This window comes from Neisseria sp. HMSC056A03, from assembly GCF_001815685.1.
GTDB lineage: Bacteria > Pseudomonadota > Gammaproteobacteria > Burkholderiales > Neisseriaceae > Neisseria > Neisseria subflava.
Map to the genome: position 1 here is coordinate 1 of NZ_KV821600.1, position 21,339 is coordinate 21,339.

20 protein-coding genes and 1 riboswitch are annotated in these 21,339 nt (G+C 50.2%); of the genes, 5 read left to right on the top strand and 15 right to left on the bottom strand.

Annotated features, from left to right (window positions below):
• The 12 genes from HMPREF3052_RS02770 to HMPREF3052_RS02820 all read right to left on the bottom strand — a co-directional run.
• On the bottom strand, positions 1 to 1,353 hold a 1,353-nt coding region (locus tag HMPREF3052_RS02770), incomplete at its 3' end, for an ESPR-type extended signal peptide-containing protein (RefSeq protein WP_283126944.1).
• A 759-nt stretch (positions 1,354 to 2,112) separates the two neighbouring features.
• Positions 2,113 to 2,241: a hypothetical protein gene (locus HMPREF3052_RS12000; protein WP_256388401.1), complete on the bottom strand. Its 129-nt coding sequence runs from the start codon at positions 2,239 to 2,241 to the stop codon at positions 2,113 to 2,115.
• A gap of 200 nt (positions 2,242 to 2,441) precedes the next feature.
• On the bottom strand, positions 2,442 to 4,022 hold the full coding sequence (gene purH / locus HMPREF3052_RS02775; protein WP_070748374.1) for a bifunctional phosphoribosylaminoimidazolecarboxamide formyltransferase/IMP cyclohydrolase: 1,581 nt from the start codon (positions 4,020 to 4,022) through the stop codon (positions 2,442 to 2,444).
• Positions 4,023 to 4,185: 163 nt separating this feature from the next.
• On the bottom strand, positions 4,186 to 5,355 hold the full coding sequence (locus HMPREF3052_RS02780) for a chloride channel protein (RefSeq protein ID WP_070748475.1): 1,170 nt from the start codon (positions 5,353 to 5,355) through the stop codon (positions 4,186 to 4,188).
• 109 nt (positions 5,356 to 5,464) lie between these two features.
• Entirely contained in the window at positions 5,465 to 6,280 is an 816-nt protein-coding gene (locus HMPREF3052_RS02785; protein ID WP_070748376.1) for a hypothetical protein, read from the bottom strand.
• Positions 6,281 to 6,346: 66 nt separating this feature from the next.
• Entirely contained in the window at positions 6,347 to 7,222 is an 876-nt protein-coding gene (locus tag HMPREF3052_RS02790) for a DMT family transporter (RefSeq protein WP_070748379.1), read from the bottom strand.
• A gap of 181 nt (positions 7,223 to 7,403) precedes the next feature.
• Complete coding sequence (locus HMPREF3052_RS02795) at positions 7,404 to 7,643, bottom strand: Fis family transcriptional regulator (protein WP_070459344.1); 240 nt, start codon at positions 7,641 to 7,643, stop codon at positions 7,404 to 7,406.
• Positions 7,644 to 7,696: 53 nt separating this feature from the next.
• Positions 7,697 to 8,701, bottom strand: a complete 1,005-nt coding sequence (gene dusB, locus HMPREF3052_RS02800) for a tRNA dihydrouridine synthase DusB (protein ID WP_070748381.1) — start codon at positions 8,699 to 8,701, stop codon at positions 7,697 to 7,699.
• A gap of 131 nt (positions 8,702 to 8,832) precedes the next feature.
• Complete coding sequence (locus HMPREF3052_RS02805) at positions 8,833 to 9,483, bottom strand: site-2 protease family protein (protein WP_049328871.1); 651 nt, start codon at positions 9,481 to 9,483, stop codon at positions 8,833 to 8,835.
• Positions 9,484 to 9,545: 62 nt separating this feature from the next.
• Positions 9,546 to 10,790, bottom strand: a complete 1,245-nt coding sequence (locus HMPREF3052_RS02810; RefSeq protein WP_070748383.1) for a hypothetical protein — start codon at positions 10,788 to 10,790, stop codon at positions 9,546 to 9,548.
• 209 nt (positions 10,791 to 10,999) lie between these two features.
• Positions 11,000 to 12,418, bottom strand: coding sequence for a type I glutamate--ammonia ligase (gene glnA / locus HMPREF3052_RS02815; RefSeq protein ID WP_070748385.1), 1,419 nt, complete (start codon positions 12,416 to 12,418; stop codon positions 11,000 to 11,002).
• A 237-nt stretch (positions 12,419 to 12,655) separates the two neighbouring features.
• On the bottom strand, positions 12,656 to 13,045 hold the full coding sequence (locus HMPREF3052_RS02820; protein ID WP_070748387.1) for a surface-adhesin E family protein: 390 nt from the start codon (positions 13,043 to 13,045) through the stop codon (positions 12,656 to 12,658).
• Between the two features lie 191 nt (positions 13,046 to 13,236).
• On the opposite strand from HMPREF3052_RS02820, the gene aroE reads away from it, so the two are divergent.
• The gene (gene aroE, locus HMPREF3052_RS02825; protein WP_070748389.1) at positions 13,237 to 14,046 is read left to right on the top strand and encodes a shikimate dehydrogenase; all 810 of its coding nucleotides are present in this window, start codon (positions 13,237 to 13,239) and stop codon (positions 14,044 to 14,046) included.
• A 2-nt stretch (positions 14,047 to 14,048) separates the two neighbouring features.
• Positions 14,049 to 14,750 carry a monofunctional biosynthetic peptidoglycan transglycosylase gene (mtgA, locus tag HMPREF3052_RS02830; protein WP_070748391.1) on the top strand — a complete coding sequence of 234 codons (702 nt, stop codon included), beginning with the start codon at positions 14,049 to 14,051 and terminating at the stop codon, positions 14,748 to 14,750.
• Positions 14,751 to 14,789: 39 nt separating this feature from the next.
• Here mtgA and pncB read toward each other — a convergent pair whose 3' ends face one another.
• Complete coding sequence (gene pncB, locus HMPREF3052_RS02835; protein WP_049328867.1) at positions 14,790 to 16,010, bottom strand: nicotinate phosphoribosyltransferase; 1,221 nt, start codon at positions 16,008 to 16,010, stop codon at positions 14,790 to 14,792.
• A gap of 96 nt (positions 16,011 to 16,106) precedes the next feature.
• Positions 16,107 to 17,402 carry a M23 family metallopeptidase gene (locus HMPREF3052_RS02840; RefSeq protein WP_070748393.1) on the bottom strand — a complete coding sequence of 432 codons (1,296 nt, stop codon included), beginning with the start codon at positions 17,400 to 17,402 and terminating at the stop codon, positions 16,107 to 16,109.
• A 364-nt stretch (positions 17,403 to 17,766) separates the two neighbouring features.
• Here HMPREF3052_RS02840 and HMPREF3052_RS02845 point away from each other — a divergent pair, with 364 nt between their 5' ends.
• Positions 17,767 to 18,747 (top strand): hypothetical protein, encoded by a 981-nt coding sequence (locus tag HMPREF3052_RS02845; RefSeq protein WP_070748395.1) that lies wholly within the window; start codon positions 17,767 to 17,769, stop codon positions 18,745 to 18,747.
• Between the two features lie 6 nt (positions 18,748 to 18,753).
• Here the strand turns inward: HMPREF3052_RS02845 and rfaQ are convergent, their stop codons facing one another.
• A complete protein-coding gene (gene rfaQ / locus HMPREF3052_RS02850) occupies positions 18,754 to 19,827 on the bottom strand; it encodes a putative lipopolysaccharide heptosyltransferase III (RefSeq protein ID WP_070748397.1) in 1,074 nt (357 codons plus the stop codon).
• 148 nt (positions 19,828 to 19,975) lie between these two features.
• Positions 19,976 to 20,020, top strand: a riboswitch (PreQ1 riboswitch).
• A gap of 3 nt (positions 20,021 to 20,023) precedes the next feature.
• Between rfaQ and queF the strand changes: the two genes are divergently transcribed.
• Together queF and HMPREF3052_RS02860 are read left to right on the top strand one after the other, a co-directional pair.
• The gene (gene queF, locus HMPREF3052_RS02855; RefSeq protein WP_070748399.1) at positions 20,024 to 20,497 is read left to right on the top strand and encodes a preQ(1) synthase; all 474 of its coding nucleotides are present in this window, start codon (positions 20,024 to 20,026) and stop codon (positions 20,495 to 20,497) included.
• Positions 20,498 to 20,596: 99 nt separating this feature from the next.
• Complete coding sequence (locus HMPREF3052_RS02860) at positions 20,597 to 21,274, top strand: 7-cyano-7-deazaguanine/7-aminomethyl-7-deazaguanine transporter (protein ID WP_070748401.1); 678 nt, start codon at positions 20,597 to 20,599, stop codon at positions 21,272 to 21,274.
• Positions 21,275 to 21,339 lie beyond the last annotated feature (65 nt).

Sequence of the window (21,339 nt, forward strand, 5' to 3'; positions counted from 1 at the left end):
AGCACCAGTTGCGCCGGTAGCGCCGGTAGCGCCACCACCGATTACGCTCAGGGTGTATTCGTTAGTGCCGTTTGAAGTCATTTTCAGACCTTCACCGGCGATCAGTTTCAGAGGGTTGCTTGCTGAATTTGGGTTGTATTTGAATGTGCCTTCAGCAGGTGAGCTACCGCTGCCATTGTGGCCTGAGAATACAAACGGATTCAGGTTTTCGATGCGGTTTGCTACGGCAAACAATTGAGAGCCGTTGATTGCATCGGTAGAAGTTGCATTGATACGACCTGCGGCAACGTTTTGGATTTGACGTTCGTTACCTGCAGAACCTACAGACAATACTGCGCCGTTGCCCAAGCCGCTGGTTGCGCCTGCGAAGCCGCTGTAAGTGTAGCTGCCAACAGTAGCAGTGTTAGTAGGTACGAATGCGCTGGTTGTAGAACCGTTACCCAGGGCTACGCTGTTTTCGATAGTAGATTTAGCTTCTGTACCCAAAGCCAGAGTGTTTTGGGCTGTTGCTTGAGCACCGTTACCCAGAGCAGTTGCAAACTTGCCGTTAGCTTGAGAGAGGCGACCCAATGCGATGGCTTGTTCTGAAGTAGCTTGGCTTTGTACGCCCAAAGCCACTGCGTATTTACCAGTTGCTTGAGCAGCAGGACCGAATGCAGAAGCAGAAATACCGTCGGCTACAGAACCGCGACCGATTGCTACGTCAGAACCTTGTTTGGCTTGAGCGTCGCCACCCAATGCTACCGCGCCGTTTGCCAGGGCTTGAGAACGTTGACCGATGGCAGTTGCTACGATACCGGTTGCTTGAGAGTCGGTACCAATCGCCATTGCAGAACCGGCATTATTTACTACGCCGTCGCCATCAGAACCAGTAGAAGTACCATTAGCTTTAGCGTTATAACCTACTGCAATGTCAGCAGTTTGAGAAGCACTTGATTTAAAACCTACTGCAATAGAGTTATTACCAACTGCTTGAGCAGCTTCAGCCGCAGTCATAGAACCACCGACCGCAACAGAGCTTACACCAGCAGCATTAGCTGATGCACCACCGGCAAAAGAGGCTGTACCGGTTGCTTTTGAGGCCGCTCCAACCGCAACTGCATTTGTACCTGTTGCGGTAGCTTCGGTTGAAATAGCAACAGAATCTTGGCCGGTCGCGCTACTACCACCCAATACCACCACCCCTGCTTGAGCAGCACTAGAAGCCATTAAGGCACCTGCCACTGCAACTACAGCAGCTACGGCTTTACGCTTGTCGGAAGCGGATTTTTTGCCGTGTGCATGGCTGATTTCAGAAACCGCAGTCCATGTCTGGGTCGAGTGGTTCCAAATAACTTTAAAGACTTTATTCATATCGATTTTCCTGTAAGGGGTTTGATTTCTTTTGGGACGTGTTGCTCGACCATAAACTGCTTGTCCATATATATGCCGCACTTCAGAGTCTCCCCTTTATGCGGTTTTACGTCGTAATCTCTCGTATGCAATTCCCGTGCCCAAAGTCTCCATTCGGCCGAATAACAGCTAAAAGCCTGTTTTATGGGATTTTATGCTGATACATTTTGGGAAGCTTGTGAAGTTTGGGAAACGATGTGCCGTTTTTTTTGTCAGCCTGTTTCTTAACAAGTCACTTTTTGTTAGCTTCTTTCAATGCATTCGGAATCCTGACTCAAATTTTATATGCTTTTGGTTTCGTAAATTGACTCTTCCGATAAAGTGTTATTTTTTCGACTTCAACGGTCATGCCGGTTAGATTTACTTGTTGCTTTTTAAACGCTTTTATAACAATATGATTTCACTTAATATTTTTAAACAGAAATAATTATTAAATATTATACGAATAGGATATTTTAGTGATAGATTTGGATGTCGGCTTTTATTTAGATAATTAATGAATTTTGTATTGAAAGTTGGTTTAAAACGTGTAAAAGCTTTGCATAGCCTGTTTTCAGACGGCCTTTAACGTTTTCTAACATATAAATGGTGAATAAATGATACGAATTTATGCGCTATTGAGCCGATAGATAAGATTAAAAAGGCAAGTGTAAAACTTGCCTTTACGTTTAGGATTTGTTTGTTCTCTATTGTAGAAAACTGTGTTGTTTTCAGGCGGCCTTACCAACGGAATGTTTGGGTCACGCCTGCGGAAGCGCCGTTGTTGCCGGCATAGCCGTAGCCACCGGTATGGCTGGAGGCGCAGGCTGTGAGTGTGGCGAGGGTAAGGATGAGGAGGATGTGTTTCATGTTTTTTCTCTGAGTGGGTTGGTTTTAGGCTTGTGTGGCGTTGTATTGCCTTATTTATCGGGCTGGCTGGGGCTTGGTTGCTTTGTCCTGATTTGCAGTTAGTCCGCTAAATTGTTTGATGATTGAAGAAGGCCGTCTGAAAACGGGTTTCATGATATTGAAACTTTGTTTTCAGACGGCCTTTATTTTATATCAGCTTATTAGTGGCGGAAATGGCGGATGCCGGTTACGACCATGGCGATGCCGTGTTCGTCCGCTGCGTCAAAGACTTCTTGGTCGCGCATGGAGCCTGCCGGATGGATGATGGCTTTGATGCCCTGCTCGGCAATGACGTCCACGCCATCGCGGAATGGGAAGAAGGCATCAGAGGCAGCGCATGCGCCGTTTAAGTCCAAACCTGCGTCCTGCGCTTTGCGGGCGGCGATGCGGGTGCTGTCCACACGGCTCATTTGGCCTGCGCCGATGCCGTAGGTTTGACCTCCTTTGCCGAAGACGATGGCGTTGGATTTGACGTATTTGGCGACGTTCCAGACGAACAGCAAATCGTTCCACTCCTGCTCGGTCGGTTGGCGTTTGGAGACGACTTTCAAATCGGCGCGGCTGATGCGGTGGATGTCGGGCGTTTGTACCAACAGTCCGCCGCCGACGCGTTTGAGTTCGAAGCGGTTCGCGCCTGCTTCAAGAGGCACTTCCAATACGCGCACGTTTTTCTTGGTGACAGCGATTTCGAGGGCTTCGGCGGTAAACTTCGGCGCCATCAGGACTTCCATAAACTGGTTGTCGGTAATTTGTTTGACGGTTTCGCCGTCCACTTCGCGGTTGAAGGCGATGATGCCGCCGAACGCGCTGGTGGTGTCGGTGGCGTAGGCGAGTTGGTAGGCGGTCAATGTATCGGCTGCAACGGCGACGCCGCACGGATTGGCGTGTTTCACGATCACGCAGGCTGGCGCGTCAAAGGATTTGACGGCTTCCCAGGCAGCATCGGCATCGGCGATGTTGTTGTACGACAATTCTTTGCCTTGCAGTTGTTTGTAGGCGGCGAGGCTGCCTGCGGCGGGGTACACATCGCGGTAGAACGCGGCGCGTTGGTGCGGGTTTTCGCCGTAGCGCATGTCTTGTACTTTAATCCAGCTTTGGTTGAACTGGCTGGGGAACTCGCCGATTTGGGGCGTGCCGCTCAAGACGTCGTCTGAAAGTGAGGTTAGATAGTTGGAAATCATGCCGTCGTATTGGGCGGTGTGGCTGAACGCTTTGCGCGACAGGTTGAAGCGGGTTTTGTCGCTCAACGCGCCACCGTTGGCTTCCATTTCGGCGGCGATGGCGGGGAAGTCGGCGGTGTCGGTAACGATGGCGACGTGTTTCCAGTTTTTCGCGGCGGAGCGCACCATGGTCGGGCCGCCGATGTCGATGTTTTCAATCGCGTCTTCCAGCGTGCAGTTTGGTTTGGCGATGGTGGCGGCGAAGGGATAAAGATTGACGCACACAAGGTCGATGTTGCCGATACCGTGCTCTTCCATCTTAGCGACGTGTTCGCCCAAATCGCGCCGACCCAAAATACCGCCGTGGATTTTCGGGTGCAGCGTTTTCACGCGGCCGTCGAGCATTTCGGGGAAGCCGGTATAGTCGGCAACTTCGATAACGGGAACGCCTGCATCAGCCAAGAGCTTTGCTGTACCGCCGGTAGAGAGGATTTCAACACCGAGCTTGGTCAGGGTTTGGGCAAATTCGACTGCGCCTGTCTTGTCGGATAGGCTGATCAGGGCGCGTTTGATGGAAGACATTTGGATTTCCTTTGTTGAAGGTTTAATCAGTATGGGATGAATTTTCAGGGCGGTATTATCCCCCAGTTTCGCATTTTTGGCAGTAGGTTTTTGCAAATATTGTTAACAATTTTATTGTAAAAGGCCGTCTGAAACTTGGTTTCAGACGGCCTTTTGCTTTTGCCTATTTAAATCCCATTTTCTTTGCTACCCATACTGCGCCTGCCATGCCTGTGCATAATGGCATGAGTAAGGCAACGGGGGCGTAGGTTAGCTCCAAAATAAAGGCTATGGCTGTCAGGGGCATTTTGAGGGAAACGCCGAGGAAAACGGCGGCGCCGACAACAGCCGCGCTTTCGGACGACATTTCTGGGAAAAAACTGTTCCACACGGCTGCGGAGGCAAAGGCGATGGTACTGCCGAGCATCATGGACGGGGTAATCAGGCCGCCGTATGCGCCGACGGCAAGCGCCATTAAGACGACCAACCATTTGACGGCGGTCAGCTCAAGGCTGTGTTGCCAGTCGGTCAATCCGCCAAAGGTCAGTTGATTGCCTGCTTTGCCATTGCCCAAAATTTCGGGAAACCAAATGGAAATTACGCCGATGAGTGCAAACATACAGACGGCCAAGGGAATGATTTTGACATTGTCGCGTTTAATGAGGGGGAACTTTTGGGCGGTACGCTGGAAAAAGACGGCGGTTGCGCCCAGTATTGGGCCGATGATGGAGGAAAACCAAAGTAATGATGTGTTGATGGAAAGGTTGGCAGGATGATATTGCTGTACGTCGCCCAAGCCGATGCGTGCGACGGCGGTGGCGATGACTGAAGTCAGCAATGCGGCGGCGACGGCTTGCTGCGTCCACAAGCCCAGCATGACTTCGAGGATGAAAAGTGTGGAGGCAAACGGCACGTTATACACAGCCGCCAAACCTGCACCCGAGGCGCAAGCAATGACCAGCCTTGCGTCGTCTTCGCTCAACCCGAAACGGTTGACGCCTACTGAAGCAAAAGCGGCGGTCATTTCGCGCGGCGCAACTTCGCGGCCGAGCGGCGAGCCAAGCCCGACGGTAATGATTTGCAACAGGGCATGGCTGACGGTTTCAAAAAACGGAAAACCGGCAAGCGGATTTTTAACCACGGCTTTGATACTCGGTTGCGGCCTGCCGTGGCGTTTGAGCAACCACCACCCCAAGCCGACCACCGCGCCACAAAAAACCATCACGCCGATACGCCGCGCAGGACTTGCCTGCGATACGCCCTCCCTGAAAGAAATGTATAGGCCGTCTGAACCATAACCATAAGCAAGATGTTGAATCGTATGCATGATTTCGGTTAATACAATGCCGACCATGCCGCCGATAATGCCGGTAATGATGAGGGCGGCCCAAAGTTTATGCGTTTCTTTCACGGGATTTGGCTTGAGGTAGTAATGGTTTGATAAAAGCGTTTTAAGGGAACTATTATCCGCCTAAGGGATAGTTTTTGGGGGTGACGTGGGTTTCGCCGTTATAAGGGAAAATATATTTCTGATTTTTATAATTTTTCTTTCCTGATACGCCGCTGAGTTTTGCAGCCAACGCCCATACGCCGGATACGGCAGGACGGCTTTTGTCAAAAGCGATTTTGGCTTCCAGGCTGGTATACCTGTCTTTGCAGTTTCGTTTTTCGCGCCCTTTATATTCATCGCAATTGCCGTAATATGCGCCGTTATCGTTACCGTTGATAATTAAGCTTTTACGGACACGGTTGCTATTATCGGTAAACAGGAAATTTTCTCCGGTTGTCGTTTCACCCTGACCTGTATAACCTGATTCGACAGTGTAGCCCCAGTTTTGCTCACCCATCTGGACAAACCGCCAATCCTTATTCTCCGGCACATCCCCCCATGCGCCAATTTCATCGCTTCCATGTTGTTTGATTGCCCACTTTCCGTCTGCTTTTTCCAAAACAAACAATTCCGCCAGGCCCGAAGAAGCATGCGCGTCCTGTTTTACTTTTTGTTGCATATCGTAGGCAAAACCTGTGTACAACACATAGCGCGTGGCTTTACCGTTGCGTGTTACGGTATGATCGGCAACGGGTTTCATGCAATACATAATATTGTCAGATGCTGTCTCACTGTCTTTCGGCGGCTTGGCGAGCTGGCATTTGTGCGCGGCAAGCGGTCGGTTGTAATACTTGGCAATGACGGCCTGTACGGCGGCTTTGTCGTTATCGGGTGCAGCCGACGCCAAAATAGGGCAGGCAAGCAAAAGCAGGGAGATGATGCGTTTCATAGAAATTTTCCCAAAATGTCTTATTGAAAAAAGATACTGCTTACTTCAGGCCGTCTGAAACTGTTTTCAGACGGCCTTTTTGTGTTTGCTGCTGACACGCGCCAACATACCGGCGACAAAAGTGGACGCAATAACGACGGTAATGCCCATCGCAGACATCGCACTTAAATGTTCACCCAAAATTAACACCGCCATGATAACGCCGATGACTGGCTCAAGCGAAATCAGCAGACCGGAGACGTTGGCAGGGACTGTGTTCATGCCTTTGTTCCACAACAGATAGGCAAGCCAGCTGCAACCGATCCCCATATACAAAATCGACAGCGTACCGCCCCATGACCAGTTGATTTGATAGCTGTCTGCCAACACCAGCGAAAACGGCAGGCACAACACCGCCGCCACGGCCATGGAAGCTGCGGTAAATGCGGGCGCACCGATACGGGCAATCATCTGCTGGCTCGGACGTATCACGCCTGCAAAACCCAATCCCGCAAGCAAAATCAACAGATAGCCGAACCAGTCAATCGTACCGCCCTCTTCTGCACCGCCCATTACCATCATGCCCACGCCTGCAAACGCCACCGCGCCGCAAATCCAGTGGTAAAGTTTGGCTTTGTCGTTGAAGAAGAAATGACCAACAAAGACCACCAGCAAAGGCTCCAACCCCACCATGGTAATCGCGCTGGCAGCGGATGTATATTTCAAACCGATAAACTGGAGCATCAAAACGACAACGTAGTTTACAAAGGAAATCCACAACAACGGCTTCCACTCGCTCCGCGGAATCCTACCCAAATGACGGCGGCACGACGGCAGCACCATCAACGCGGCAATCAACAGCCGCGCCTCAACCATCAGCGTCGGGTCGAGCATCTCGTAGGAATACTTGGCAGCGATAAACGAGCTGCCCCAGATTAACAATGCGAGTATTTGGTAAAGCATGGTTCAACTCATGGTAAAAAAATTAATCGTTTCTTCTCTGGTTTTCAGACGGCCTGAAGCCTTTTCAAGCTGTTTTTATTTTGATTGTGTCAGCAAATCCAAAAATATCTAACTAATGGATAAATGACATGGCCGGTTCTTTCATTATAGGCAGGCAGAAATGTCCGTCCTATCCTCCCTATTACAACAAACCATGCTGCTGCAGCTTTTTACGCAAGGTATTGCGGTTTAACCCCAAAATGGCCGCCGCTTTAGATTGGTTGCCGCCGCATTGTTCCATCACGCAAATCAGCATCGGCTTTTCGACTTGGTGCAACACCATATCGTACACGCCGCAAGGTTCCGTACCATCCAAGTCTTTGAAGTATTGTCGTAAGTTTTGTTCAATACATTGCGCAATGTCAGTCGTTGTTTGATTCATCGTCATGTCTTTCTTTGGATTTGTTTTTAAATGATGAGGCCGTCTGAAACCCTTCAGCCTTTCCGATAATGGCATACCCAACGGTCGGTTTTCTCTAAAAGCGTCTCAAGATAGGCGGCAAGGGTGTCGTATTGTGCCGCGGCGCTATCCAAGCGGTTGATTTCCCGGCATGTTTGTTCGCCGTCGGGCATTTCATCGATATACCAGCCGATGTGTTTGCGGGCGATGCGCACGCCGGCAATTTCGCCATAAAATTCATGCATGGCGCGGATGTGGTTCAAAATGGTGGCGTTGCATTCTGCCAAGCTCAAGGCCGGCGGCAAAACGCCGTGTTCGGCGTAATGTTTTAAATCACGGAAAAGCCACGGCCTGCCTTGTGCGCCGCGCCCTATCATGATGCCGTCGGCGGCGGTTTGCTTGAGGACGGAGGCGGCTTTTTGCGGCGAAGTGATATCGCCATTGACCCAAACGGGGATGCTCAGACGGCCTTTGGTTTCGGCAATCAGTTCGTAACGCGCTTCGCCTTTGTACATCTGCGTACGGGTGCGGCCGTGGATGGCAAGGGCTACAATGCCTGATTCTTCGGCAATTTTGGCGATGGTCGGCAAGTTTTGATGTTCGTCGTGCCAGCCCAAACGGGTTTTGAGGGTAACGGGTACGTCCACCGCGTTGACAACGGCTTCCAAGATTTCGGCAACCAAAGGCTCGTTTTGCATTAATGCGCTGCCTGCCTGCACATTGCAGACTTTTTTGGCCGGACAGCCCATGTTTATATCAATGACCTGCGCACCCAAGCCGACGTTATACCGCGCGGCTTCCGCCATCTGCTGCGGATCGCTGCCGGCAATCTGCACGGCTACAATTCCGCCCTCGCCTTCAAAATCGCTACGGCGCAAGGTCTTTTTGGTATGTCTCAGCGTTGGATCGCTAGTCAGCATTTCGCATACCGCCCACCCTGCGCCAAACTCGCGGCAAATCCGGCGGAACGGTTTGTCCGTAATGCCTGCCATGGGGGCAAGTGCGATGGGGTTGTCAATGAAATAGCCACCGATGTGCATGATGTGTGCGCCAAATTGAAAGGGCTGAAATTGTACAATTTTTAAGCAACTTTTCCAATCGTATTTACATGTTGCACAATGAAAAAGGCCGTCTGGAACTGAGTTTCAGACGGCCTTTTCAGCCACAATATTTAAATAAACAGCATAACAACCATCTGCACTGCGGCCTGAATCATGGCGATAATCGGCCAAATTAGTTTGGCCAGCAGGCCGGTAAACAACAGGATCAGGATAATCCATGTGCCGTATGGCTCAATTTTACGGAACTGCATGGACTGTTTGGCGTTAAGGAAGGTATCGATAAAAATACCGCCGTCCCAAGGTAAAATCGGAATCAGGCTGAATGCGACCCAAATCGAGTTTACCATCACGCCGTAACCGGCCATCTGCACCAACGGCGCTTGATAAGACTCAGGCACATACGCGGAAAATACGACGACAAAGCCCCAGAAGAATGCCAAAATCAGATTGGCAATCGGACCTGAAATCGACACCCAACGCCACGCACGGCGCGGATCGCGGAAATTGCGCGAATCGATGGGCATAGGACGCGCCCAGCCGAACAGAAAACTGCCTATCATCAGACACACCAGCGGCACGACAATCGTACCGACAGGATCGATATGCGGCAGCGGATTGAGGGTCAAACGCCCAAACTGCTCGCCGGTATGGTCACCCCAATACCGCGCCGTATAACCGCGTGCCACTTCGCGCACGGTAATGGCCAACAACACGGGCAATACTGCCAGCAGAAATACGCCTAAATCAAAATTTGCAAACATGGTTTTCCTTATCAAACATGCCGTCTGAAAACAGAAAATATCCTTTCAGACGGCCTGAGGCTTTAATCGTCTTCTTTTTTATTCGAACTGAAAAACTCTTTCAGCTCTTTCCAAGTAATGCCCTTACCTTGCGGATTCAATTTGAAGACTGGTTTGCCGTAATTGCTGTACACACTGTCGCCGATAATATTAATGGCCTTATGTGTGCCGTTGATTTGCATATACATGCGGGAAGCCAACATGCGGCCTTTGCGGTCGAGATAATAGTCGACAACAAGATTGTTACCGAATATCCGCTGGAAGCTAAGTGGCTGGTTATCACTTATGTTGACAGACATACTGAAAAATTCCCGCGCATTTTTATAATCTTCTTCTGTTGACCCTGGTTGAGGCGTTTTCTGTAATTTCGACAATTCTTCATCAAAAGCCTTAGCCATTGCCTTCATTACGACAGAATCATACTCCGGTTTCATGACATGACGTACACGATAGCGTGCATGGTTTGCCTTACCAAAGGCATCCATTTCTTTAAATACATATGCATCGGCAGGCATAGCCTTATTGGCACTCAAAAAAGCACGTACTCCCGCCTCTGCAATATGATCAAAAGGCATGTGTTTCGAATCACCGATTTCTTTCAAACTCACTTTTAAAGGTTCTTTAATCAAACGTTTGCCGATTTTCTCATCAGTGTACACATTAACAATGGCAGACACGCTGGCAGGCAGATCAACATAAATTTCCCATTTTTCCGCATCTAACTTCATAGGAAGTTTGATACTAAGTTTTTCATTGTGGTTGTTGATGACCAATTCAGGAATCATCTCAAATTGACGCGTTGACAAATCAACTGCCGACTCATAATTCAGATGAACCCCTTCCATGTAACTGGATATGGCAGGATATTTATCCAGATAATCAACGGCAACTTGTGCGATATTGCCGTCCGGCAAGGCATCAAGCATTGCATTGCGGAACTCAGCCTCTTCTCGTTCAGAAAACTCCTGCTCCAAAGCAGCGTCGTCTTCTTGAGCAACCTTCATAGAGGCTGCCGCCTCCCCCTCTTTGACTTTGGCATCCTTTGCTTTCTCTTCGGCTTTCTTTTCCACCTTTTCATCAGCCAATACAGCTTCAGCCAATGGGCTGATATATATTCGAGAGCTGCCTGTGATGTTAAAGCTGCGATCTTCTTTTAAAATACGGTCATTGGAAATCGACATTACCTCGTGTGCGGTTTTGTGATCTAAATTACTGCACGCGCTCAAACCAAATACCGCAGCAATGGCCAAACCAATTATCTTATTCATTTTGCCCAACCTTTTTGATTAAATGATTCCGTTAGTACAATTTAACACAAGGCAACGATTCCATAAAGGCTTCAAACGGCATGATTCATTGCTGCTCGCTATCATACCTAATTCAATCGCCCTATCTATTTCAAGCCCAAAGGCCGTCTGAAACTTCAAATCCAGTTTCAGACGGCCTTTGATTTCCTATTTAAAATGCCTTTGCTGTTTTACAGGCTGTAATACATTTCAAATTCCAGCGGATGAGGTGCCATACGGATACGGCGGACATCTTCTTCTTTGAAGGCGATGTAGCTGTCGATCCAGTCTTTGCTGAACACACCGCCGCGCAGGAGGAATTCGTGGTCGGCTTTGAGGGCTGCCAGTGCTTCTTCCAAAGAAGCGCAAACGGTTGGCACCAATGCATCTTCTTCCGGAGGCAGGTCGTACAGGTTTTTATCGGCTGGGTCGCCCGGATGGATTTTGTTTTGAATACCGTCCAAACCGGCCATCAGCAGGGCGGCAAATGCCAAGTATGGGTTGGCGGTCGGATCAGGGAAACGCGCTTCGATACGGCGTGCTTTGCTGCTGTTCACAGACGGAATGCGGATGGAAGCGGAACGGTTTTTGGCGGAGTATGCCAGCTTGGTCGGCGCTTCAAAGTGCGGCACGAGGCGTTTGTAGGAGTTGGTGGACGGATTGGTAATCGCGTTCAGGGCTTTGGCGTGTTTGATGATGCCGCCGATGTAATAAAGGGCGGTATCGGACAAACCGGCATAGCCGTCGCCTGAGAACAGGTTTTGACCGTCTTTCCAAATGGATTGGTGAACGTGCATACCGCTGCCGTTGTCGCCCATGATGGGTTTGGGCATGAAGGTGGCGGTTTTGCCGAAGTTGTGGGCAACGTTTTGGATGACGTATTTCATGTCTTGGGTTTGGTCGGCGCGTTTAACCAAGGTGGCGAAGCGCGTGCCGATTTCCATTTGGCTGCCGGTGCCAACTTCGGCGTGATGCACTTCCACTTCGATGCCGAGTTCTTCCAAAACATTGACCATGGCAGAACGCAGGTCTTGGCCACAGTCAATCGGTGCAACAGGTGCGTAACCGCCTTTGACGGTCGGACGGTGGCCGGTATTTTGACCGTCCATGTGCAGGCCGCTTGACCATGCGCCGCTTTCGGAAGTGATTTCGTAACGGGTTTTGTGCATGTCGGTTTCAAATTCTACGCCGTCAAAAACGAAGAATTCAGGCTCTGGACCGAAATAGGCAGTGTCGCCGATACCGGAAGATTTCAAATAGGCTTCGGCGCGGCGTGCGATAGAGCGGGGGTCGCGGTCATAGCCTTGGCCGTCGGCCGGATCGATAACGTCGCAGGTAAAGACAACGGTGGTATCGTCATAGAAAGGATCAATGAAGGCTGTAGACGCATCGGGACGCAACTGCATATCGGAAGCCTGAATACCTTTCCAACCGCCGATGGACGAACCGTCAAACGCTTGACCGTTTTCGAACCATTCTTCGGGATCGTCGAGGACGATGCGGGTGGGGATGGTAAAGTGGTGCTGCTTGCCTTTGGTATCGGTAAAGCGCAAATCTACGAAGCGGGCTTCGCTTTCTTCAATCAGTTTTACAGCGTCTTTGATGGACATCTTCAGCTCCTGAGGGAATAGGTTTAAGTTGTTATTCTACCACGGTAAGGCCGTCTGAAATACATCAGGGCACCCGTTTTTACGCAATGAAATATAGTTTCAGACGGCAAGATTGTCAACAATATGCTTCGGTTTGTCTGTTCCAAAGCAGAATGCCCGCCCTTTTGTCCGAATGCCGACAAAACAGATGCCGTCTGAAAGCAGTTCAGACGGCATCTGTTTTTGGTTTAAAAACGGTCAGCGAGGATAGCCGTTGCAGACAAATTTGTACATACTCTCTCCAACCGTACCGGGAATAACATAACTCCATTCGGCATAGGATGCTGTCTCAGAGCCGATAGAGTTTCCCGATTTGGAATACAACGTTATCGTCAAAATCCTAGAACGTTTACCACTGCAATCCATTTCTTCCAACCTTTTAGTTGTATTATAAAATTTTCCATCGCCAGTCTTTTTCGGCTTGGTATACCTTGTTTCAAACCATGCTCTATCGTCCGTACGGCTGTCTGCATCACCAAAGATAGCAAAAGCGTCATTACTGTCAATACTTACCAACACCCAATCCGCCGCCACCGCCGGCATTGCCAACCCTAATGCAAATACTGCTAAGCACAACATCTTTTTCATGTCTGCCCCTTTCGTCCTTGTCAACAAAATAAAGTTAAATTGTAAAAAATAAAGTTAAATTGTAAAAAAGAAATGACTTTTTTTCAAGAAACAAATATTCCATCATGCTACCTGACAACCGTTTCAGACGGCATCGTTTCCATCTGTACGCCGCCGTTATAAAATAGCTGTCCTATTTTTGGAACACGACCATGACTACCCTCCCCCGTTACGCCGTTTTCGGCAATCCCGTTGCACACAGTAAATCGCCGCAAATCCATCAGCAGTTTGCGCTGCAAGAAGGCGCAGCCATTGAATATGAGCGCATTTGTGCCGAAATCAGCGGCTTTGCCGAGGCTGTTGCGGCGTTTCGCGCCGAGGGTGGGCAAGGTGCGAATGTAACCGTTCCGTTCAAGCAGGAAGCTTTTGCACTGGCGGACGAACATTCCGAACGCGCTTTGGCTGCCGGCGCGGTCAATACGCTGGTGTGGTTGGAAGACGGCAGAATACGCGGCGACAACACCGACGGTATCGGTTTGGCCAACGACATCACGCAGGTTAAAAATATTGCCATCGAGGGCAAAACCATTTTGCTTTTGGGCGCGGGCGGCGCGGTGCGCGGCGTGATTCCGGTTTTGAAAGAACACCGCCCTGCCCGTATCGTCATTGCCAACCGTACTCATGCCAAAGCCGAGGAATTAGCACAGCTTTTCGACATTGAAGCCGTCCCGATAGAGGATTTGAACGGCAGTTTTGATATCATCATCAACGGCACGTCCGGCGGTTTGAGCGGTCAGCTTCCTGCCGTCAGCCCTGAAATTTTCCGCAACTGCCGCCTTGCCTACGATATGGTTTACGGCGAAGCGGCGCAGGCGTTTTTGAACTTTGCCCAAAGCAACGGCGCGGCCGAAGTTTCAGACGGCCTGGGTATGCTGGTCGGTCAGGCTGCCGCCTCCTACCATATTTGGCGCGGATTTACGCCCGATATCCGCCCTGTTATCGAATACATGAAAGCCCTGTAACCATGTTCCGCATCATCAAATGGCTGATTGCCCTGCCCATCGGTATCTTCATTTTCTTCAACGCTTATGTGTACGGCAACATCATTATCTACCGCGCCGTCGCGCCCAGCAAAACCGCCTTCATGTCCATGCGCATGAGCCAGTTTGCAAAAGAAGGCCGCGATGTCGAGCTGGATTACCGCTGGGTGCCTTACGACCAAATCTCAGTCAACCTCAAAAAAGCCCTGATTGCTTCCGAAGACGCCAACTTTGCCGAACACAGCGGCTTTGACTGGAACGGCATCAAATACGCCATGAAACGCAATAAGCAAAGCGGCGAAGTCAAAGCCGGCGGTTCGACCATCAGCCAGCAACTGGCGAAAAACCTGTTTCTCAACGAAAGCCGCAGCTATATCCGTAAAGGCGAAGAAGCGGCGATTACGGCGATGATGGAAGCAGTTACCGACAAAGACCGCATTTTTGAGCTGTATCTGAACTCAATCGAATGGCACTACGGCGTATTCGGCGCGGAAGCAGCGTCCCAGTATTTCTACAAGAAACCTGCCTCCGCCCTCACCCGCCAACAAGCCGCCAAGCTCACGGCACGCGTTCCGGCTCCGCTGTTTTACGCAGACCACCCTAAGAGCAAACGGATGCACAACAAAACCAATATCATCCTGCGCCGCATGGGTTCGGCAGAATTACCCGAAAGCGATATGGATTAATTAAAAAGGCCGTCTGAATATTTCAGACGGCCTTTGTTTTTAGGCTTTCTCTTCCGGCTCCGGTACATCAAACACTTGACGCAGGTAAGCGAGGAAGGTGTTGTTGGTGGTCATGGTTTTGCCCGGGGAGTCGGAGAGCTTGGCAACGGATTGGCCGTTACACTCGACAAGCTTCAAGACAATGTTCAAAGGCGTGTGTCCCAAGTCGTTGGTCAGGTTGGTACCGATACCGAAACTGGTTTTGAAACGGTCTTTGAAGTATTGGTGCAACGCCCATGAACGCTCAATATCAAGGCCGTCTGAAAAGGTCAGCATTTTGGTGCGGCTGTCGATTTTGAGTTTTTTGTAATGTTCGTAGGCTTTGTCGCCCCAAACATAAGGATCGCCGCTGTCGTGGCGCAGGCCGTCGAAGAGTTTGGCGAAGTAAAGATCGAAGTCACGCAAGAAGGCATCCATGCCGACTACGTCGGTCAGGGCAATGCCGAGGTCGCCGCGGTATTCGTGTACCCAGCTTTCCAGCGCGGCTTTTTGGAAATTGCGCAAACGTACGTCCAAGGCTTGGAAGGCTTGGAGGAACTCGTGCGCCATGGTGCCGATGGGTGTGATGCCGATTTTTTTGGCCAGATAAACGTTGCTGGTACCGCGCACGATATCGGGAGCGGCTTCTAATAAGGTGCGGATAACGTGTTCCTGCCATGCGAGGGTGTAGCGGCGGCGCGTGCCGAAATCGGAAATAAGGAACGGCGGATCATTCGGATTTTGTGTAGCTGCAATTTCTTTCAGCTGTTGCGCTTTGGCCTGCAAACGGCGCTCGCCTTCTTCAATGACGGCAGGCGTTTCCAAGCGGCGGAAATAGAGTTCGTTGACGATGGCAAGAATGAAAATCTCGAAGAACATCGCCTGTATCATCGGGCCTTCGATGCGGATATTCAGACGGCCTTGATCGTCAGGGCTGACTTGGACGAAGCGGCGTTGGAGTTGGAAAAGTTCGAGATAATCGACAAAGTCGCTTTTGATAAAGCGCAGGCTGCGCAGATAGTCGAGTTCGTCATGGGTAAAGCGCAGCTGGCACAGGGAGTCGAGTTCGCGTTCCAAGTCTTCTTGGATATCGGCCAGCGGATATACCATCTCTTTGTTGCGGCAACGGAATTCGTAGAGGCTGTGGGTTTGCGGGAATTGGTGCAACACGACTTGCAGCATGGTGAATTTGTACAGGTCGGTATCAAGCAGGGATTGGATAATGGGCTGATAAGCGGACATAAGTTTTCTCTGAGTAAACGTGGGCTTGATGAGGGTATCGATTTTAATAGGAAAGGCCGTCTGAAAGAAACCTTATTCAGACGGCCTTTATCTTATTTAATCCAACTGCGCTACGGAAACCGGCAAAGAACGGATGGCAGACAACATCGTGCTGGCATCTTTTTGCTGTTTGCGGAATGCGGCCATATTGGTTGGGGTCAATTTCGGCGTCGGCAAGGCGACGGTAGTCGGGTTGACCGGCTGACCGTTGACGCGTGCTTCGTAATGCAGGTGCGGACCGGTCGAACGGCCGGTTGTACCGACAAAACCAATCACTTCGCCGGCACGGACTCTGCCGTCGGCAGGGCTGAACGCGCTCATGTGGCCGTACAGGGTCTCCACACCGTTGGCATGGCGAATCATCACGGTGTTACCGTAGCCGCCTTTCCAACCTTTGAAAATCACTTCACCGTCGGCAGCGGCCTTAATCGGGGTGCCGGTCGGCGCGGCATAGTCGATACCGGTGTGCATACGGACGGTATGCAGGACCGGGTGGACACGGTAGCCAAACGGGGAAGAAATGCGCGTGTATGCAACAGGCTCGGTATTAAAGCCTGCTTTTTGTTGCAGGGACTTACCGTTTTGGTCGTAGTAGCTACCGCTTTCTTCGTCGCCTTTGCCTTGGCTGTAATAATAGGCTTGGTAGGTTTTGCCGTCTTTAACCACTTCAGCCGCCAAAATATCGCCGACCGCCATTTGCTGGCCGCGGAAATACATGCTGTTGTACAAAAGACGCACGGTATCGCCTTCGCCCAAGTCGCTCATATTGAACGAATCGGCAAAGATTTCTTTGAGCTGGATATACACTTCGGAAGGGATTTCGGCACGGAGCATATCACCGATGGCGGAAGTACGGATTTTCACGGAACGCAGGGTCGGCATGGTTTTCATGTCGATTTCGGCATTGGAGATGCGCCATTTGCCTTTGACTTTTTCCAAAGCGACCAAGTTGCGTTCCAATTCTTCATCGGTAAAGAATTGAACGTCGGTCACTTGGCCTGAAGAATCGATACGGATGTTGACGGATTGGTTGGTCCGCAGGTTTTTCATGTCGAGGTTGGCATTGTTTTTCGCCATGATTTGCTTGATGTCTTCTTGGTTGACACCCATGCGCGTCAAAACGTCTGCCAAAGAGTCGCCGGCTTGGACGGCTTCTTGCACCCAATAGCTGGATTGATAGGTATTGGTTTCCACATAAACGGCAGGCAGCTCTTCGGAAATACGCTCGACTTTGAAATCGGTATGTGCTGGTTGAGGGTCGGTAATGGCGTATGCGGTCATGATGCCTGAAGCCGGCAGCAGAAACGCTAAGAGGGTTGCTTTGAATCGAGTGGAATATTTGTTTTTAATCACGCGTTATCCTTAATGGGGCGGTCTGTTTTTTTAAAGTTTGCAGAATGCCGGCACATCCGGCCTGCTGCGACCGCCTGCTGGTTTAAACAGTTTTGGGGATAAAGGACTTTGAGTCTTTTTTCCGATCTGAAAATCAGGTTTTCATTCGGAATGAATGAGGTCGTGTTTGAGATTGACGTTATTATCAGGGCTATTGTGTTGATTTACACCCTGTTTTTCTGAAATTTACGCCACGCATTCTAGCATGACAGCTCATTTTTTCCAAACCGGCCGTCTGAACGGCTCTTTTTCAGGGCGTAAAGGCAAGGTTCCGAAATGCATCATTTGTCGCGTAAAATAACGCTTTTTCTATCTATTTGCGCTTATGAAGCTGACCCTCGCCCTCCCCTCGCTCAACCGCTTTGCCGACGAATCCGTTCCTGCGCTTGCCTTACCTGCTTTTAACCGTCTTTTGCGTTACGGCATATTACGCAAAGAAACACTCAGGCCGTCTGAATTTTACGGCCGCCATTTGTGGAGCGGCAGCCTCATTACCCAAGTGCAGCGTTTACGCCACACAAGCCAAAAACGCACAGCCGCTTTTGCCTCTCCGGTTTGGCAACAGATGGGCATGCACCATGTCAACATTATCAGCGGCGAGTTTATCGGCATCCAAAAAGAGGAGGCTCAACGGTTATGTGCGGATTTGTCGGCGTTTTATCAAGCTAAAGATTGGCAATTCGAGCCGCTTTGCGAAAGCATGTGGCTGCTCAGTATGCCGAAGATTGAAGATTGGGGCGCAGAATGTGTTTTGGATGTGTGCGGACAGCCGGAAATGGACGGTCAGGCGCACGGCAAGGATGCGGTGTCTTGGTTGGCCATGCAGACGGAAATCCAAATGTTTCTCCACACGCATCCGATTAACCAAGCGCGTGAACAACAAGGATTGCCGGAAATCAACGGTTTGTGGCTGTGGAATGACGTGGACGGTACACAGTCTGCGGATATCGTCGCTTCAGACAGCGCATGGGCGCGTTTTTCGGATACGCCCAAACTCGATGCGCCGTATGATTTGAAGGCTTGGTTTGAAATGATTCAAGAAACAGGCAACACGGTTTCAGACGGCCTTATCTTTTTGGACGACTTGGTTTCCACCTTACAGACAGGCGATGTTTGGGCATACAAAGATATTTTGGAAAGCTGGGAAACCCGTTGGTTTACGCCTTTATGGGACGCACTCGCATCAGGCCGTCTGAAAACCGTTTGCATTGCTACAGACGGCGAAAACGGAGGCACGCTGGAAATCGGCCGCCGTTCCAAATGGGCGTTTTGGCGCAAAGCTAAAACGTTTAACGGATCGTGGTAAGCGGTTTTAAGCCTCCAATTTGGCCGAAATTCTGTCCCATACATCCTGCAACGGAATCGCTTTCAACAAACGTGTCGGATCGTTGGTATCGATACTGTCGGGGTGAGGCAATTCGGCATAATCGCCGGCATAAATGACTTCGGCCTCTTCGGAATACGGACGCCATTTATCCACCCATGACGCGCCAAACAAAGCGATTTGCGGTTTATCCAAAGCTGCGGCGATGTGCATCGGTGCGGAATCGACACCGACAAACAGCTTGGCGCCCTCAATGGCCGCCGCCAATTCACGCAGACTCAAGCATCCGGACAGCACATATACTTTTCTGCCTTCAGGAATATTCAGACGGCCTATAATTTCCTGAAGCATGTATTGCTCGACAGTGTTGGGAGAAGCAGTCAATACGACATTCTGTCCGCTGTTGAGCAGAAGCTGTACGATAGCGGCGTTTTTGCCGTCTTCCCAACATTTGAAATGCCAACGCGCACCCGGGTGCAGCAACACATAATCTTCGCCGCTCCAACCCTGCTCACGCAATTTCTGCCGCATGCTTTCCCTTGCATCTTGTGCCACCCAAAGGCGTACCTTCGCATCGGCCACGTCTTCCGGCTGGATAAGCGGCGCGAGGATATTCAACTGGTTTTCAACGATATGATGGCTGGTATCAAGCTCATGGTTGATAAAATCATGACAGAAACGCCACCAGAAACCGTCGCGCTTGATGCAGTCCAAACCCACGCTGCAACGGGCGCACAGTTTGGCGATTATTGCCGCGCGCCATTGGTCGGACAGGTTGAAAGCCCAGTCATAATCGCGCGCCTTCAGCTTAGACAAAAGATTTTTCTCACACGCCAACTGCTTGAATACACCCAGCTTCTTCCAATTTCGATCAATGGTAAAAATCTGCGCAATCTGCGGATTATCGGCAATCAGCTGCCCCGTACCGGCATACACCAGCATATCGATTTCGCAATCGGGGAAACGGGTTTTCAGCGCATCGACCACCGGCGTGCTCAAAAGCACATCGCTATGATGGCGCAATTTGATGATCAGAATACGTTTGGGTTGGGCTAAAGACATACAAATACTTTCAGACGGCCTGTTGATTGGCTGCTATTGTAAAGCTGAAAACAGGTTTCATAAAATACAAAACAGGCCGTCTGAAACCTATCTTGCTGATTCATCGCTATAAAATCCGCACAAGCCATGCAATTTATATTACAATCCGCACCCCGTGGTTCGAAAACCTCCCACATTAAAAAACTAAGGAAACCTCATGTTCCGCAACAACGAAGAGCTGCAAGGCATCTCCCTTTTGGGCAACCAGAAAACCCAATACCCGAGCGAATACGCGCCTGAAATTTTGGAAGCGTTCGACAACAAACATCCCGACAACGACTATTTCGTCAAATTCGTCTGCCCCGAGTTCACCAGCCTCTGCCCGATGACCGGCCAGCCCGACTTTGCCACCATCTACATCCGCTACATCCCCCATATCAAAATGGTGGAAAGCAAATCCCTGAAACTCTATCTCTTCAGCTTCCGCAACCACGGCGACTTCCATGAAGACTGCGTCAACATCATCATGAAAGACCTCATCGCCCTGATGGATCCGAAATACATCGAAGTATTCGGCGAATTCACACCGCGCGGCGGCATCGCCATTCACCCGTTTGCCAACTACGGCAAAGCAGGCACAGAGTTTGAAGCTTTGGCACGCAAACGCCTGTTTGAGCACGATACACAATAATCCTATTCAGACGGCCTAACGCCCTTTTCATTGCAAGACTTTCTCTATTGCACAGTCTCGCAAGGCCTCATGCCGTCTGAAAAACTCCGAAAGATTTCCATGTACGAATTTACCGCCGCACAGCAGAAGAAAGCGCTCTTCTGGCTGGTGCTTTTCCATATTTTTATTATTGCCGCCAGCAACTATCTGGTGCAGTTCCCCTTTCAAACTTTCGGTATCTTTACCACTTGGGGCGCATTTTCCTTCCCCTTTATCTTCCTCGCTACCGACCTGACAGTGCGCATTTTCGGCGCGCCGTTGGCGAGGCGGATTATTTTTTGGGTTATGTTCCCCGCCCTGCTGCTCTCTTACGTCTTCTCCGTCCTCTTTCATGACGGCAACTGGACAGGCTGGGCATCTTTAACCGAATTTAACACCTTCGTCGGCCGTATCGCATTGGCCAGCTTTTCCGCCTATGCGCTTGGGCAAATCCTCGATATTTTCGTGTTCAACAGATTACGCCGTCTGAAATCATGGTGGATTGCCCCTACTGCTTCCACCGTTGTCGGCAATGCTTTGGACACGCTGGTGTTTTTCGCCGTTGCCTTTTATGCAAGCAACGATGAATTTATGGCGGCAAATTGGCAGGGCATCGCATTTGTCGATTATCTGTTCAAACTCGCCATCTGCACCCTCTTCTTCCTGCCTGCCTACGGCATCGTATTGAGCATCTTGACCAAAAAGCTGACTTCCTTAAACGTCCGTCAAGAAATGCCCGAATCAGTTTTAGCCAAATAAGCAGTAGATAAAAAACAAGGCCGTCTGAAACTTTAATCGTTCAGACGGCCTTTTATGTTTTAAAC

Coding starts and splice junctions, on each gene's coding strand:
- HMPREF3052_RS12000 (WP_256388401.1), bottom strand. CDS start 2,241: ATGAAACACATCCTCCTCATCCTTACCCTCGCCACACTCACAGCCTGC.
- purH (WP_070748374.1), bottom strand. CDS start 4,022: ATGTCTTCCATCAAACGCGCCCTGATCAGCCTATCCGACAAGACAGGC.
- HMPREF3052_RS02780 (WP_070748475.1), bottom strand. CDS start 5,355: ATGGTCGGCATTGTATTAACCGAAATCATGCATACGATTCAACATCTT.
- HMPREF3052_RS02785 (WP_070748376.1), bottom strand. CDS start 6,280: ATGAAACGCATCATCTCCCTGCTTTTGCTTGCCTGCCCTATTTTGGCG.
- HMPREF3052_RS02790 (WP_070748379.1), bottom strand. CDS start 7,222: ATGCTTTACCAAATACTCGCATTGTTAATCTGGGGCAGCTCGTTTATC.
- HMPREF3052_RS02795 (WP_070459344.1), bottom strand. CDS start 7,643: ATGAATCAAACAACGACTGACATTGCGCAATGTATTGAACAAAACTTA.
- dusB (WP_070748381.1), bottom strand. CDS start 8,701: ATGCACATCGGTGGCTATTTCATTGACAACCCCATCGCACTTGCCCCC.
- HMPREF3052_RS02805 (WP_049328871.1), bottom strand. CDS start 9,483: ATGTTTGCAAATTTTGATTTAGGCGTATTTCTGCTGGCAGTATTGCCC.
- HMPREF3052_RS02810 (WP_070748383.1), bottom strand. CDS start 10,790: ATGAATAAGATAATTGGTTTGGCCATTGCTGCGGTATTTGGTTTGAGC.
- glnA (WP_070748385.1), bottom strand. CDS start 12,418: ATGTCCATCAAAGACGCTGTAAAACTGATTGAAGAAAGCGAAGCCCGC.
- HMPREF3052_RS02820 (WP_070748387.1), bottom strand. CDS start 13,045: ATGAAAAAGATGTTGTGCTTAGCAGTATTTGCATTAGGGTTGGCAATG.
- aroE (WP_070748389.1), top strand. CDS start 13,237: ATGACTACCCTCCCCCGTTACGCCGTTTTCGGCAATCCCGTTGCACAC.
- mtgA (WP_070748391.1), top strand. CDS start 14,049: ATGTTCCGCATCATCAAATGGCTGATTGCCCTGCCCATCGGTATCTTC.
- pncB (WP_049328867.1), bottom strand. CDS start 16,010: ATGTCCGCTTATCAGCCCATTATCCAATCCCTGCTTGATACCGACCTG.
- HMPREF3052_RS02845 (WP_070748395.1), top strand. CDS start 17,767: ATGAAGCTGACCCTCGCCCTCCCCTCGCTCAACCGCTTTGCCGACGAA.
- rfaQ (WP_070748397.1), bottom strand. CDS start 19,827: ATGTCTTTAGCCCAACCCAAACGTATTCTGATCATCAAATTGCGCCAT.
- queF (WP_070748399.1), top strand. CDS start 20,024: ATGTTCCGCAACAACGAAGAGCTGCAAGGCATCTCCCTTTTGGGCAAC.
- HMPREF3052_RS02860 (WP_070748401.1), top strand. CDS start 20,597: ATGTACGAATTTACCGCCGCACAGCAGAAGAAAGCGCTCTTCTGGCTG.